This window comes from Desulfobacterium sp. N47 (assembly GCF_051233685.1).
In the GTDB taxonomy this organism is placed as follows: domain Bacteria; phylum Desulfobacterota; class Desulfobacteria; order Desulfobacterales; family RPRI01; genus RPRI01.
Genome location: NZ_JBAMMY010000210.1, coordinates 1 through 13,777 on the forward strand (window position 1 = coordinate 1; position 13,777 = coordinate 13,777).

The window sequence follows — 13,777 nt, forward strand, 5'->3', positions numbered from 1 at the left end:
AGCATGCGGGTCCGCACTGCGCGCCTCACTTAAATTACCGGGCCGTAGCCGGGTAATGGGTGTTCACCCACAGTTCTTTGACAGATAGCAGGCCTTGATCCTTGAGCCATTTAATTGTCATGCCGGTTTGCGTGGCTAATGTTCTGGCACATTTCCACGGGCCTTTACGTGATAGACTCATGGGAATGGCAACGTTCGGATGTGTACCCATTTTGAGAAGGTTGCTAACCCGGGTACGCACATAGCGCCATTGCTTCCAATAGCACATGCGCACCCGCCGCCGGAGCCAGTGATCGATTTCAGGTATCGGACGATAGTATTCCGATATCCCAAAATAGTTCATCCAGCCCCGAAGATATTGTGCAATCTTCTGCATGCGGTATTCCATAGACACGAACCAGCTTCTTCCGGTCAGACGTTTGATTCTCCATTTAAATTGACGGAAAGCCTTATCTGACCAGTGGATTTTGTTGCCTTTGAAGGTAAACCCCAAAAAGTCCGTGTCATCCGTTTTCGCTACCCTGCTTTTCTTCTCGTTGATCTTTAGTTTGAGCCTACGGTTGAGAAACCGCTCGATACTTTGAGACACTCTCACTCCTGCCTGGTGGTTTTTCACTAACACGAGAAAGTCATCGGCATAGCGGACAAACCCGTGCCCCCTCTTCTCAAGCTCTTTATCCAGATTATCCAGAAGTATATTAGCCAAAAGCGGGGATAGCGGGCCGCCCTGGGGAACACCCTGTCGGGTAACCTGCAGGCGATCGTTAACCACTGCACCGGCTCTCAGGTACTTACCGATCAGCTTTAAGACACGTTTGTCTTTGATTTTCCGGGCCACCCGGTGCATAAGCACATCATGGTTGACCGTATCGAAAAACTTTGACAAATCCATGTCCACAGCAATCCGGTAACCTTCTTTGATGTATTCCCGGACTTTGTAAACTGCATTATGGGCAGACCTACCCGGTCTGAACCCATAACTTGAATCCGAAAATTCCGGGTCAAAGATCGGCATTAAAACCTGAGATATAGCTTGTTGGATCAACCGGTCTGTGACGGTTGGAATACCCAATGGACGTGTACCGCCCGATTGCTTGGGAATTTCCACACGTTTAACCGGCAAGGGTGATAGCTGCCATCTGACAGCGATTCACGGATAGTTCTCCAGTTCTTGCGGGCAAAGTCGGGGAAATCCTCTATCGATATATTATCGACACCGGGAACCCCTTTATTGGCTTTGACCCGTTTCCATGCCTGTTGCATGTTTTCTCCGGATAATATCCGTTCCAGCAGGTAAACATCCGGGTTGGGCGTTTCAATAACACGCCGCATATTCACTCCTTCGTTCGAATTCTTTGTGTTATGCGAGCTCATTTGCGCTCCTTCCCTGTTTAAGTGTTCGGCCCTTCACCATGCCCCGGGCATTGGGCTACTATGGCCTCTGCTGACTTCTGCCTGATAACATCAAACGTTGCCGCCCGATGCGCTTTCGTTTCAGCCTTAGGATTCGGTGGCGGTTCCTCCCTTTTCAGGATGGGCCTCAGTCCGACTTCCATAGCCAAAACAAACGCTATTTCAGACAGATCTCCCCGGATAAGAACGTGAACTTTTGCTACACAACCGCAGCATTTACCCTATCTCCCGAATCCTGGGCTTTGTTATGTGGTGCTAACTCACCCGGAGACTGGGCCTTATATGCTGTTTCTGTTCGTCGGCTCATAGCTTTGCACTTAGGGTTGGCCGCTCCTTTCAGTCGCTTTCGCCTTCGGCTTACCTTCCGCTTCGCTTCGCCTTCAGACAGAACCTCACGATTCCGCCCTTGCCTTCGGCTAATGTTTATGCTAAGGCAAATGCTTGCAACAAGATAAATCCGAAATAAGACCCATAATTGTGGTTTAAATAAAGGATTTATAAAGTTAATCAATAAAGTTTTGCATAACCTTTGGAGGAAAACGGATGATAAAACATTATGCATGGATATGTACGATGGCAATCGCTGTTTTTTTATGTCTTTATCCTTTCAGCGCCGGGGCTGTGCCGAAAGAAGTCACAATCTATCCGGAGTCCGCCCAGATACTCGAGGAAACAAAAGCGCATCTTAACCCGGTAGGCAAAGATTTACAAAGAGCCGTTTTCTTCCTTCCGGGCCAGGCTGATCCTAATTCGCTCGTTACGTGTTTGACGATAAAAACGGGTCTGAGAATCAAAGATCAGACGTGGCGGCAGGTTATCCGCCGCGATGATGAAAAAATCAATAAATTACGCAAACAAATTCAAACACTTAAATCTGAAAGAAATACACTTCAGTCCATCATCTTTTCCCTTGAAACCCAGATTCAGTTTTGGCAATATCAGACAAAAACGAAATCGAAGACTCTTCCTGAGTCCATCAATATGGCTTCTTCAATCGGTAAAAATATTCAGAAAGCATATCAGAACAAGCTCTATCATGACACAGAACTTGAGAAGCTGAATAAGCAGTTAAAGGGGATAGGCGATGAACTGAACCAAACTGTTGCACAAAAAGAAACTTTCTGGGAGGTAACAATACTTTTTTCCGGTCCTAAAATGCCGGAAGCATTGTTGACATATAGATATTTCCTTTCCGGTTGCGGCTGGCAGTCTATGTACCGTATCGATGCCCGGGTTAGGGAGAAACAAATACTGTTTTCATGGGAAGCAGCTATCTGGCAGAATTCAGGACAGGATTGGAACGAAGTGGACTTAAATATCTCCACGCCACAGCCTGTTTCGTCAATTGCACCGCCGGATCTGATTCCATTGGTTATCAAGCAGCGTTCCTTAAGCAAAAACAACAGCGGGCGGCGGAGCAAAAAAGCAGACACCCCGCAGGCAATTACAGAAACGGAAAATCAACCGGAAACGCTCCCATCCGTGCCTGATAAGGTCGGACGGGGCACTTTTTCTCTGTGGCGGCTGGGTAAAAAAACTTTGCCGACAGGACTGAGACAACGGTTTAAAATCAAGGAAAATGTGTGGCCCGCCGATTTTATCTGCCTGATCAGGCCCAGTCTTAGTTCTCAAGCCTTTATCAGAGCTACAGTTAACCTGCATGAATCGATTGAAATATCACATGGAGAGGCTACATTCATGATAGATGGCTCAGCTCTTGGAACACAGGCATTTTCTTTCACCGGGCAAGAAGGGGTTTTCTTTTTCGGTATTGATCCGTTTGTTACAGCAAATTTGTTTTATAAACCGGGTACGAAAACATTTTTTGAAAATAAGCAGGTTTATAAATTAGATTTGGTCGTTGATGTTCAGAACACCGGAACATTTCCTGTCAAAGTTCGTATTGAGGAACCTTGTCCATTATCAAATGACGATAGGGTTAAATTGTCTTTTCAATGCGACCCTCCAATTTCAGTACCTGATAATGAAATACTAATCTGGACATTCGACATGGCCGCAGGACAAAAGAAATCTATATTTACCGCCATAAATATTACAGCCCCAAAAAATATGAACCTGGACCAGTGGTGGCAATGAAAGTTAATACTTAATATTTTCAGTCAACGTAAAGATATTGTCCGGTATGTATTGCGCTCTTAAGCCCTTAGCTTGTTTATACGCAAAAGCCTGTCAAGCGGCATATTATATTTTTGAGCTATTCTAAAGAGATTGTCTCCGCAATCCATAAGACTGAAAAAACGAACAAAAACTCCTTGAAAAGGGTATCGAAAGTACGTGTGAGGGCATAACTATCATAAATAATAAAGAATATCTATCCTAAAATATTTTGCAGCCACTTTGAATGATAACTAAAAAAGACATCATCGATATTGAAAGTGACAGAATTGGGAGTATTATAATTGGGTCTTTAATTTAGGAATTGACGCCTGATTATCGTATCCTTCTGCCATCTCGAATCATCACGATCAGGATATTCAAGAGTATAGTGAAGGCCCCGGCTTTCTTTCCTGTGCATGGCGCACTTTATTATAAGCTCGGCAACAGTTGCAATATTTCTTAGTTCAACAAGATCTGCGCTGATTTTAAAATTCCAGTAGTATTCACTGATTTCGTTTTGTATAATTTCTATGCGTCTCTTTGCCCTGGCAAGACGTTTATCCGAGCGCACTATTCCTACATAGTTCCACATGCACCTTCTTATTTCATCCCAGTTTTGCGTAACCATTATAAGTTCATCGCTGTCTGTTGTGCCGACTTCATCCCATACAGGGCTGTCAGGAAAAGATTTGAAATCGGGCGAACTGATTTCTTTTAAAGATTCTTCAGCAACCGCATGTGCGTATACAAGTGCTTCAAGTAAAGAATTGCTTGCAAGCCTGTTTGCGCCATGCAGTCCGGTGCAGGCTGTTTCGCCTATTGCATACAGGTTGTGAATATCAGTTCTTCCGAACATATCGGTTACAACACCGCCGCACATGTAATGGGCTGCCGGAACAACGGGAATAGGTTCTGCGGTCATATCAATTCCGAACATCAGGCATTTTTTATAAAGATTAGGAAAGCGATCTTTTACAAACCCGGAATTCTTATGAGATATATCAAGAAAAACCGAATCTTCCCCGCTTTTTTTAAGTTCAGTATCTATAGCGCGTGCCACTACATCTCTGCAGGCAAGATCTTTTAACGGGCTGTATTTTTGCATAAAAGGCACACCCGAAGAATTTATCAGAATTCCTCCCTCGCCTCTTACAGCTTCCGAAATAAGAAAATTCTTGGCATCAGGATGGTAAAGGCAGGTAGGATGAAACTGAACAAATTCAAGGTTGGCAAGAGTTGCCCCTGCCCTGTATGCCATAGCAATGCCGTCTCCTGTTGCGACATCGGGATTGCTTGTATAAAGATAAACCTTGCCTGTCCCGCCGGTAGCAAGGACAGTTGTCTTAGAAGAAAAAGTTTTAACTTTATTGTTTTTTCTGTCAAGAACATAGGCTCCGCAACAATAATCTTCGTGAGTTGTTGTAACAAGGCCCCTTTTCATGCGGGTTGAACATGTTATAAGATCAATTGCGATATGATCTTCATACAGAGTTATGTTCTTATGGTTTTTGACATGTTCTACCAGAATTTTTTCTATCTCTATTCCAGTCATATCCTGGGCATGCACAATACGCTTTTGGGAATGACCGCCTTCACGGCCAAGATCTAATTCTTGCGGTATGTTATGTGAAGATTCTTTTGTGCTGAGATTAAACTGGACACCAAGATCGATTAGGTCACAAATCCGTTCAGGTCCGTTTTTAACTACTACTTCAACAACTTCTCTGTTGCACAGGCCATCACCCGAATCAAGAGTGTCCTGAATGTGAAGTTCGAAAGTATCGAGCGCACCGAATACCGATGCTATTCCTCCCTGTGCAAGTGCTGTATTGCTATCCATAATTTCTTTTTTGGTAACAATAGCAACTGTTTTATAATCGGCTACTTTAAGCGCAAGAGTAAGCCCTGCAACACCGCTTCCGATTATTAAATAATCTGTTTTTATATCCAATTGTTATTTTTCGCTATTCTTGGTTATTATATAATTATGAGCAATTTATAAAAAGTACACCGGCAAGGCCAATGGCCGAAATGTTGTCTTTATAACAATGACCTTCTTTTTTCACGCCTTGCACTGTAGCCAATTATAAAACCCAGCAAAAAGACAGCAGCTCCGCTGAAAAACCAGCGTATATTTTGCTGGCGCAATAGTTTTGTAATCTCGTCTTCCAGTTTATCAACTTTTTCATTTTGATTAGAAAGCATCAAAACCGTTTCATCATGTTTTGTTTTGAGTTCGGTATATTCATCAGAAGTATCTTTAAGCTTATCTAAAGATTTATTCGAAATAGCAAGAAGATATTTACTGTCTGCAAGTTCCCGGTTTAGCTGATTAATTTCTGTATTAAGTTCGGCATTTTCTGCACGTAAAACATTGATTTGAGATTTAGGCATATTACCAGTTTCATTAGAAGCAATGTATATTCTTTGTTTCAAAAATTCATTATCATCTTTAAGATCAGAATTAGCCGATTTTCCATTATAGATAATTTGTTCAGGTTTATGCCTGTAAAACGTGGTTTCAGCCTGTACCGGTAAAGTATAAAAAGCGAGTAAACTCCCTATTATTATACAGCATTTTACTATAAAGTCCATGAGAAGACAATCTCCAAAAATAAATAGTTTTTGTAAGGTTTTTTATCTTTGATAGATTTTTCACAAAACCATCAAACCTGAAAGATCTGCTATTTATTAGCTTTCTTATCGAGTAAAAAAAAATTAAAGTCAAGGCAAGTTTGGTATTTTGGTTAATTGTTGGTGGGTTTTTTTACTTTGCACAAAACTGATGGTTTGATAAAGATTTTTATAAAAAGATAATTTGCGATAATAACAAAAATAAAATCCCTGGCAATATAAAATACTGAATATGAGCTGCTTCCAAAACTTGTTGAAAAGCATCCGCAGTTTATATTAAGCCCGCGGGCTTTGTTATATATGAGAATACAAAAAAATATTATTAAAAGGACATTGCTTATAAATACAGCTCCCGGCAGCCATACGCCGGATAAAAGCAGGCAACCGATAACAAGTTCAAGCCATGGTAATAATATTGCCGTTAAATTTATTAGTTTGTCAGGAAGTATTTGGTAATTATATATAATTTTGGCAAAAGCTGCGGGATGAAGTATTTTGTCATAACTCGCATAAATAAAAACTAAGCCAATTACAATTCTCGCTCCATGATATAAATATAAGGAAAGTCTTTGCCTTGAGTTTTCTTTCATTATTTATCAGTTCCAACAGGAAGGTTGTTTTCTTGCCAGACCGACCAGCCGTTTGCAAGAGCCCAAACTTTTTTATAACCTGCATTACGAAGAAAAACCGCCAGATCCATGCTAAGCTCACATGTTTCTCCATCACAATACGTAACAATAAGATTATCTTCGGAAACGCCTGACATTACTTCGGCAAATTTTTGGTCCGCTTCCTCATACGGCAAGCTTATCGCACCCTTTATGTGGCCTTTATTATATTCTTCAAATGGACGTGCATCTATAAATACAGCAGCATTTTTTCTGAAGAGTTTTAGAGCTTCCTCAAGAGATATTTCCGGATTCTCTCCGGATAGCGTTGCATGTTTGGTTTTTTCAGACCAGTTTTCAAAAAAAGGTATTTTATCAGTTCTGAACAGATTTGACACAAACCCGGCAACAAGTGTAATCAGGACGATAAGCAAAACCTGCTTTAAGGTTTTTAAAATCAGGTTGTTTTTAGCTATAGTCATATGCAAGATTTCATACGTATGGTTTTTTTGTTATGTTACTTTTCATGTTCAATTTATGAGGAGATGTAAACACAATACTTCGTTCAAGTCAACCACATCTGCAATTGCTTGATGGATGGCATGCTTCCATGATGTTTGATCTGCTTATTCACCACAAAAAGACAATTCCGCCGGTTTTGAACGCAATTTTATTTTTAAGAGACTTTGGGCGTGATTTTTTTGTTGCCAACGTTACGGTTACTGATTACGGTTATCGTAATATATCAATGGGAGATTTTATGAATACATCCGACTTAAAAGCTCTGCAGCGCGAGATACTCCTCGGGTTTTGGAAGGCCATATCCTTCACCATGCCTCCGAAGGCACACTGACCGGCGTCTCGGAAGACAGGAATCGGGGGCGTTCATCATTCCGGTTAGCGGCGCAGGGGTCTTGTTTCCGCTCTGCTCATCATCCGATTTAAGGTGAACTCCATCTGGCTTGTACTCAGCGGCGCCTGCATGGGATTAGCAAGAGCGCTATTCTCCTTTTAAATCAATTTCACACACTGAAAATATTCTATTGACAAAACATTGATCAGCATATAAATAGACACTTATATGCTGTTACGGCAGTCGCTGCAAATCCCAAAAAACTTAGACCTGTGAGCCAAACAATGGGTAAAATAAAAAAGCAAGTATTGAATGATAACCCGAATGGTATTTCATGGAATCCGGCAGGGCAGAATAATGCAGTTACGGTTCAATATCAATTGGATAATGATCATCTTCAAAGCGCAGCCTTCCTGGCGAAAAGTTTATCTGATAGCAACCGGCTGAGAATATTGCTGCTCATCAGCACTGAAAAGAAATCGGTTTCCGCCATCGTCGAGGAGCTGGATTTGTCGCAACCGCTGGTATCGCACCATTTGAAAGAACTGAAGCGCTCGTTGCTGGTCAAGGTGGAACGCGAAGGACCGTTTATTTATTATGAGTTATCTGATGCGAGAATCCTGGATGTTTTACGAATCTTAAGCGATGTGGCAACAGATCTCTTGTCATCAAGAAAGACCTTTTAATGTGATGGAGGTAAACCAATCCCTATGGATGAGCTATTAAAGATCATTACAAATATGGACACTGAAGATGCCCTGGCTAAAATCACCAAGATTCTGGGAAGACTTCTGGCTGACCTGGATAATGAGGCTCGTGAGCGATTTCTGATGAATCTGATCGGGCAATCCGAAGGCGATAAGGTATCCGGCATGGTTCATTTGTGACTGGCCGAGTGTATGGGCGAAGGTGTCGACCCAACGCAGATGTGCCAGAGCCTTGTGGATAAAGTCGCCAGGTCAAAACAGCTTGCGGCGATTACCGATCCCGAGCTGCTGGTGCTGTTCGAGGACTGGCTGGAGGAACTTGAAGCAGAAGTACTTGCGCTTCTGAAAACAGGCGGCCTTTTGGATGAAAACACTCTTGCAAAAAAACTCGGGCTGTCCCGCCGAGGAGCGACTTTTCTGCTTTCAAAGCTGGAAAGAGAAAAAAAATAATAACTTAAAGAATAATAAAAAGGAGGAGACATGTACGAGCTGATTGTATTCCACAGCGGAAACCCCGGCTGAGCCACATGCAGAAAGGCTATAGGTATAGCCCATGACATGAAGGAAAAATTCGGTGCAAAATTAGATGTAAAGATTTACAGGACAGATTCGGAAGAGGCGAAAGGGCATACATTTAAGGGCTCGACCAATGTACTCTTTGAGAACGAGTGGGTACCCAACGATGTGGCAACTGATAAAAGCAAAATGGATGCCTTTTTGTCTCAGACAATACTTTGAGAGCGGAGAATTGGACATGCAGAAAAAAACTTCATTTTTCCTTGCGGTAATAGCAGTAATTCTTACCTTCGTTGCGGTCTGGTATGTTCAGCGCCCAGGCAAGCCACCTGGGACGATGTTCTGGCGGAGGCCAGCAGTGGTGGTTACAGGATCATCTCTACGGAAGAACTCGCCGGCAGATATAGCAAGAACGCTTCAGATCTGCTGTTGATTGATACCCGTCAGGAATGGGAACATCGTACCGGACATATTAAGGGTGCGTTGAATTTTCCTATGGAACCTACCTGGTGGGCGCTCTGGCGCAAGGCTGGTAATCTGAAAGAGTTTTTAGGGCCGGACTTGGGTTTGGGCCTTCCCCTTTTCGTGCTGGCGCTCTTTTCCGGGCAATTGCAGCGGCTTCCCAGGGCCGGCGGGTGGATGCTCTGGGTGCGCAAGCTCATGGGCTGGGTTCTGGTAGGTATGGCGGTTTACTTTATACGACCGGTTCTGCCCGAAATCTTGAAGATTATCTTGCCGGTCGGTGTTGCACTGACTGCCGGGTTGCATCTGGGATGGATCGATAAAAACCAGGCTGGTTTCAAGGCCTTTCCATGGATGAAAACCATCGTTGGCATCGCCTGTCTGGTCATCGCAACTTTTTGGATCACCACATGGGCCATGCGGGGACCTGGGATTGCTTGGCAGACCTATTCGGAGCAAGTCCTGCAGCAGGCCGCCGCGCAAAAAAAACCGGTGATCATCGATTTCTACGCCAACTGGTGCACTCCTTGCCGCGCACTTGAAGATGTGACATTTCATCACTCCGACATTGTTAAGCAGGCGAAAAATTATTTTATAATGATTAAGGTAGATGTTACCAAAGGCGACAACCCGGTTAACGAACGTCTGTTGAAACAATATGGTGTCAAGGGCGTGCCCACTATTATATTTCTGGATTCGCGCGGTAAGGAACGAACCGATCTGCGGCTGCTGGATTTTCTTCCACCTGAACCGTTTCTTGGCTACATGAGCGGAATTCGACAAAACAACCCAAAATAAAAGGAAATAATAATGCTTAAAATCCGATTTTTTCTCAACGAACCCAATGGTAAGCCCTGAAAGAATTTCAAACAGATGATGCCCAGGCTGGGCGCAAAATATCCCATTGATATCGAGGTCATATCCAGGCCAAAGGCCGAATATCAGACCGACGAATACTTCGAGTTGGACCTGCCTGTAGCCCCGGCAGTTATGGTAGCGGAGGAGATCGTGGTGGAGGGCGCCAATATAACCGAACATGAGGTGGAAACCTGTATCTGTCGCCACCTGGATTTGCCCGAACCCGAACCGCCGAAAAAGGGAATTCTGAGTCGGCTATTAAAAAAATAAGGTGTAACCATGCGAGTCAAAGCTAGTATAAATAAATCGCTGATCAAAGCGGCGGTTCTGATCCTGTTTATCGTCGCGGCTATTTTCCTGGTCCGTTTTTCGCCGGCGAAAGAGTACTTTACAGCCAGGCAGATCGGACTTTTCCTGACATCGGCAGGCTTTTGGGCGCCATTGATGTTTGTAGTCATCTATGCAGCGGGTGTATGTCTGTTTCTTCCCGGCACCCTTTTGACGGCAATTGGAGCTGCCGTCTTTGGTCCTTATTGGGGCTTTCTTTATGTCTGGCTGGGAGGGGAGCCATGATCGGCGCAAGCCTTGCTTTTTTCATCGGGCGCTACCTGGGGCGGGACTTTGCCGGATCACTTATCGGCGACAGGTTGAAACGATACGATGACGCTATCGAACGCAACGGCTTTACTACAGTCCTTTATCTGCGTCTGATCTATTTCCCTTTTACCCCAATGAACTTCGGCATGGGGCTGAGTGAGGTTCGGTTTTGGGATTACTTTTCGGCAACGGCCCTCGGCATTATTGTGGGGACTTTTATCTTTACCTTTTTTGTGGGAACCGTTAAAGATGTCTGGGCAAGCGGTCGGTGGTCGGAACTGGTTAGTTGGAAGGTCTTTTTTTCACTCGTCTTATTTGCCTTTTCGTTCTTTATTCCCTCGCTCATCAAAAAAGTAAAGGCAGCAAGACGCATATAGGTCGCTTACGGATAACTCTTACTTTTTCATTCAGATCAACCATGGTTTCTGTTTTTTTCTCAAATCCGTTTGACAAACAAAAAGATGTTAACCATAATAAGGGCTAAACTTAATATTTTCCATGCAGGGAGGATATAATGGCAAATATAACCTTAAGCGTTGAGGAAGAAGTCATTCGGAAAGTGCGTAAGATCGCCATTGACAAAAATACGACACTGACTCAAATGGTTAGAGAATTTCTTGAATCGGTTGCTGAAAGGGATGCAGCCCAAAAGAAACGTGCCCTCAAAGATATCGAGGCGTCTTTCCGGGAATTAAGTCGCGATATGGGACAAAAAGACTGGGTCCGGGAGGATCTCTATGAGCGGTAGTGTATTTCTTGATTCGAATATTCTTGTTTATGCATACGATAAACATAACCTGGAAAAGCAGACAAAGGCTCAAGCAATTCTCAAGGAAGCAATTAAAAATGAATCCGCTGTCTTGTCCGCCCAAGTCCTGGGGGAATTCTTTGTTGTGGTGACTCGAAAGATAAAAGTGCCGTTATCTTTTAATGACGCGGAAAAGATAATCAATATCTTGTCGGTTTTGCCGGTTGAAGAAATTGACCTGCCCCTTGTCAAGCGGGCCATTGATATGCAAAAGTTCTATGGGACTTCTTATTGGGATTCGCTTATACTGGCAGAGGCAGAGCGTTCAGGGTGCAGCAGAATTCTCTCAGAAGATCTCAATGATGGACAGCAGTATAACGGAGTACTTATAGAGAATCCTTTCAAATCAAGAATCCCTTAAGCCGGAAACTTCGCGTTCACTTTCCCATCTATCTTATTTTTTGGTAAGCTTAAATGAGGTGCTCAGGCCAACCACATCCGCAGTTGTTCAAGGGATGGCATACTCCCATGATGTTTGACCTTCCTGTCAACAACCAGAATCGGTGTCATCAAAATGCCCACAGAATCTGCTTTTTCCTGACAGGGGCGAATCGCTGCATCCATCTCAGGCGACCATTGCCGGGCTATACCGTCAATTTCATCAAAGTCCTCAGGCCGGCTTGGCGGATTTTTTACAACTGCATGAACATGATCCCCCCAGTCCACTTTAATCCCTGCCTTGTCGGCAACATGTTTTGCTGTACCGGTCTCCTTTCCAACTGACTTGGCAAACGCTTGTGCTCTAAAATCGCTGTAAATCATATGACTGATGTTCAAAGACACACCCACCAATTCGTTTGATATCCTCTCCACCCGCTGCCGTGTCAGGTCGCAACGGGGACAGGGAGGATCAACGCCGAGAATCCAGACTTCTTTAGCCATGATTTTCCTCCGGTTATTTAAAATTTGGGATGTCGGGTTTATTTATTTCTCCTGAACTGTTAAGCTGTCCATCCTTAAGATGATATACATGGTCAAACCCTTCAATCATCCTGACATCGTGTGTCACGGTAATTACCGCCGTTTGATGTTCACGGGCTAATTTTTTAAGAAATTCCATAACCTTCTTTCCGCGAGCCGTATCAAGCGCTGCTGTCGGCTCATCGGCTAAAATCAATTTTGGCCGGTTTGCAAGCGCCCGCGCCACAGAAACACGCTGCTGTTCCCCGCCGGACAGAAAAGCAGGCAGATAATTACTCCTGTGCGCTACTTCCATATATTCAAGAAGTTCCGTTGCCCGATCCTGTGCTTTATGCCCGGTAACACCGACCAGCTCCAAAGAAAAAAGAATATTTTCCCGGGCAGTTAAAAACGGGATTAAATTAGGCGTTTGAAAAACAAACCCGACTTTTTCTCTTCGCAGGCGGCGAAGATCGGTACCAGTCCAGCCGTTGCTGTAAATCGTATTGTCATCAAAAACAATGGTTCCTGCTGTCGGTTCAAGTATGATGTGAAGACCGAGCGGTATTTTATCACCCAGCTTGAAACCTATCTTTTCATGGGCAACCATCTCGTAATGAGCCTGTTCTATCTGTCTTCCGGCGGTAAGATTTTGAGGGCCGCCAAGGCCTTTGAATATATCATATCCGATAATGGTAAAGCGTTTACGATTACCGTTAATAATGCGTTCAACGTTATAAAAAATAAAAGGACTTGCCTTTTCAACACCATCAAGCGCTTCAATGCTGTAATGAAAAAATTCAGGAATACTTGATTGTTCATTAAAAGGGCCGCCCCGGTATCGCTCTACTACCCACAGATCAGGGCTGGTAACCTGAATTACCGAAAGACCTTCAAAAATAAAACCCCGATAGATGCCGTTCATGGATAAAACCACGGCAAACAAAAGGCCCACACCGATAACCGTCGCAATAAACTTTCCTTTATGATGAGCAATATCTCTGATGGCTAAATCCATAGTTTTATACTTTCTGTATGGCCGGCTTTACCTTCTTGCCGGGTTTAAACAATTTGGGTTCTAAAACCACCAGTTCTCCTTCGCTTACGCCCTTGATTACCGAAACCATTTTTTCATCCTGAACTCCAAGTGAAACTTCATGAAAAATGGCTCCTCGCTAAAAAGTATGGGTAATCCGATTCAAGACATGATAGATATCAGTCATCAAGAGATAGAGGAGGTTGAGACAAATTACTATGAGAGATACGGAACTATTTCAGTTGGCATTGGGTTTGACATCACCAT

The 13,777-nt window shown here is 43.6% G+C and carries 18 protein-coding genes and 1 pseudogene; 11 read left to right on the top strand and 8 right to left on the bottom strand.

Annotation, left to right across the window (positions count from 1 at the left end):
• Positions 1-34: 34 nt before the first annotated feature.
• Together ltrA and VXK47_RS13870 are read right to left on the bottom strand one after the other, a co-directional pair.
• A complete protein-coding gene (gene ltrA, locus VXK47_RS13865) occupies positions 35-1,108 on the bottom strand; it encodes a group II intron reverse transcriptase/maturase (protein ID WP_435549382.1) in 1,074 nt (357 codons plus the stop codon).
• Complete coding sequence (locus VXK47_RS13870) at positions 1,042-1,374, bottom strand: hypothetical protein (RefSeq protein WP_435549383.1); 333 nt, start codon at positions 1,372-1,374, stop codon at positions 1,042-1,044. The genes ltrA and VXK47_RS13870 overlap by 67 nt, the downstream gene beginning before the upstream one ends.
• Positions 1,375-1,956: 582 nt before the next feature.
• On the opposite strand from VXK47_RS13870, the gene VXK47_RS13875 reads away from it, so the two are divergent.
• Positions 1,957-3,510: a mucoidy inhibitor MuiA family protein gene (locus VXK47_RS13875; RefSeq protein ID WP_435549384.1), complete on the top strand. Its 1,554-nt coding sequence runs from the start codon at positions 1,957-1,959 to the stop codon at positions 3,508-3,510.
• A 331-nt stretch (positions 3,511-3,841) separates the two neighbouring features.
• Here the strand turns inward: VXK47_RS13875 and nadB are convergent, their stop codons facing one another.
• From nadB to VXK47_RS13895, 4 genes are all read right to left on the bottom strand, one after another.
• Positions 3,842-5,482 (bottom strand): L-aspartate oxidase, encoded by a 1,641-nt coding sequence (nadB, locus tag VXK47_RS13880; protein ID WP_435549385.1) that lies wholly within the window; start codon positions 5,480-5,482, stop codon positions 3,842-3,844.
• An 89-nt stretch (positions 5,483-5,571) separates the two neighbouring features.
• Complete coding sequence (locus VXK47_RS13885; RefSeq protein WP_435549386.1) at positions 5,572-6,126, bottom strand: hypothetical protein; 555 nt, start codon at positions 6,124-6,126, stop codon at positions 5,572-5,574.
• A gap of 152 nt (positions 6,127-6,278) precedes the next feature.
• Positions 6,279-6,755, bottom strand: coding sequence for a MauE/DoxX family redox-associated membrane protein (locus VXK47_RS13890; protein WP_435549387.1), 477 nt, complete (start codon positions 6,753-6,755; stop codon positions 6,279-6,281).
• Positions 6,755-7,255, bottom strand: coding sequence for a rhodanese-like domain-containing protein (locus VXK47_RS13895; RefSeq protein ID WP_435549388.1), 501 nt, complete (start codon positions 7,253-7,255; stop codon positions 6,755-6,757). The genes VXK47_RS13890 and VXK47_RS13895 overlap by 1 nt, the downstream gene beginning before the upstream one ends.
• A 128-nt stretch (positions 7,256-7,383) precedes the next feature.
• On the opposite strand from VXK47_RS13895, the gene VXK47_RS13900 reads away from it, so the two are divergent.
• The 10 genes and pseudogenes from VXK47_RS13900 (at position 7,384) to VXK47_RS13945 (ending at position 11,935) form a co-directional block, all read left to right on the top strand.
• Positions 7,384-7,626 carry a hypothetical protein gene (locus VXK47_RS13900; RefSeq protein WP_435549389.1) on the top strand — a complete coding sequence of 81 codons (243 nt, stop codon included), beginning with the start codon at positions 7,384-7,386 and terminating at the stop codon, positions 7,624-7,626.
• A 284-nt stretch (positions 7,627-7,910) separates the two neighbouring features.
• The gene (gene tsoR, locus VXK47_RS13905) at positions 7,911-8,312 is read left to right on the top strand and encodes an ArsR/SmtB-type metalloregulator TsoR (RefSeq protein ID WP_435549390.1); all 402 of its coding nucleotides are present in this window, start codon (positions 7,911-7,913) and stop codon (positions 8,310-8,312) included.
• 24 nt (positions 8,313-8,336) lie between these two features.
• On the top strand, positions 8,337-8,783 hold the full coding sequence (tsoA, locus tag VXK47_RS13910) for an LULAXC motif selenoprotein TsoA (RefSeq protein ID WP_435549391.1): 447 nt from the start codon (positions 8,337-8,339) through the stop codon (positions 8,781-8,783).
• A 30-nt stretch (positions 8,784-8,813) separates the two neighbouring features.
• The gene (gene tsoX / locus VXK47_RS13915; protein WP_337661154.1) at positions 8,814-9,071 is read left to right on the top strand and encodes an HSGNPxU motif (seleno)protein TsoX; all 258 of its coding nucleotides are present in this window, start codon (positions 8,814-8,816) and stop codon (positions 9,069-9,071) included.
• Between the two features lie 16 nt (positions 9,072-9,087).
• Positions 9,088-10,109: pseudogene (locus VXK47_RS13920) on the top strand (thioredoxin family protein).
• Between the two features lie 12 nt (positions 10,110-10,121).
• Entirely contained in the window at positions 10,122-10,439 is a 318-nt protein-coding gene (tsoC, locus tag VXK47_RS13925) for an NEPxGxxU motif selenoprotein TsoC (protein ID WP_332369985.1), read from the top strand.
• 9 nt (positions 10,440-10,448) lie between these two features.
• Positions 10,449-10,742, top strand: coding sequence for a hypothetical protein (locus VXK47_RS13930; protein ID WP_435549392.1), 294 nt, complete (start codon positions 10,449-10,451; stop codon positions 10,740-10,742).
• Positions 10,739-11,143 (top strand): TVP38/TMEM64 family protein, encoded by a 405-nt coding sequence (locus tag VXK47_RS13935; protein WP_435549393.1) that lies wholly within the window; start codon positions 10,739-10,741, stop codon positions 11,141-11,143. The genes VXK47_RS13930 and VXK47_RS13935 overlap by 4 nt, the downstream gene beginning before the upstream one ends.
• A gap of 137 nt (positions 11,144-11,280) precedes the next feature.
• Positions 11,281-11,514, top strand: a complete 234-nt coding sequence (locus VXK47_RS13940) for a DUF6364 family protein (RefSeq protein ID WP_435549394.1) — start codon at positions 11,281-11,283, stop codon at positions 11,512-11,514.
• Positions 11,504-11,935, top strand: coding sequence for a PIN domain-containing protein (locus VXK47_RS13945; RefSeq protein WP_435549395.1), 432 nt, complete (start codon positions 11,504-11,506; stop codon positions 11,933-11,935). Before VXK47_RS13940 ends, VXK47_RS13945 begins: the two co-directional genes overlap by 11 nt.
• A gap of 62 nt (positions 11,936-11,997) precedes the next feature.
• On the opposite strand, the gene VXK47_RS13950 is transcribed toward VXK47_RS13945, so the two are convergent.
• Positions 11,998-12,456: a hypothetical protein gene (locus VXK47_RS13950; RefSeq protein WP_435549396.1), complete on the bottom strand. Its 459-nt coding sequence runs from the start codon at positions 12,454-12,456 to the stop codon at positions 11,998-12,000.
• Positions 12,457-12,469: 13 nt separating this feature from the next.
• Positions 12,470-13,492 (bottom strand): ABC transporter ATP-binding protein, encoded by a 1,023-nt coding sequence (locus VXK47_RS13955; RefSeq protein WP_435549397.1) that lies wholly within the window; start codon positions 13,490-13,492, stop codon positions 12,470-12,472.
• Positions 13,493-13,777: the final 285 nt, after the last annotated feature.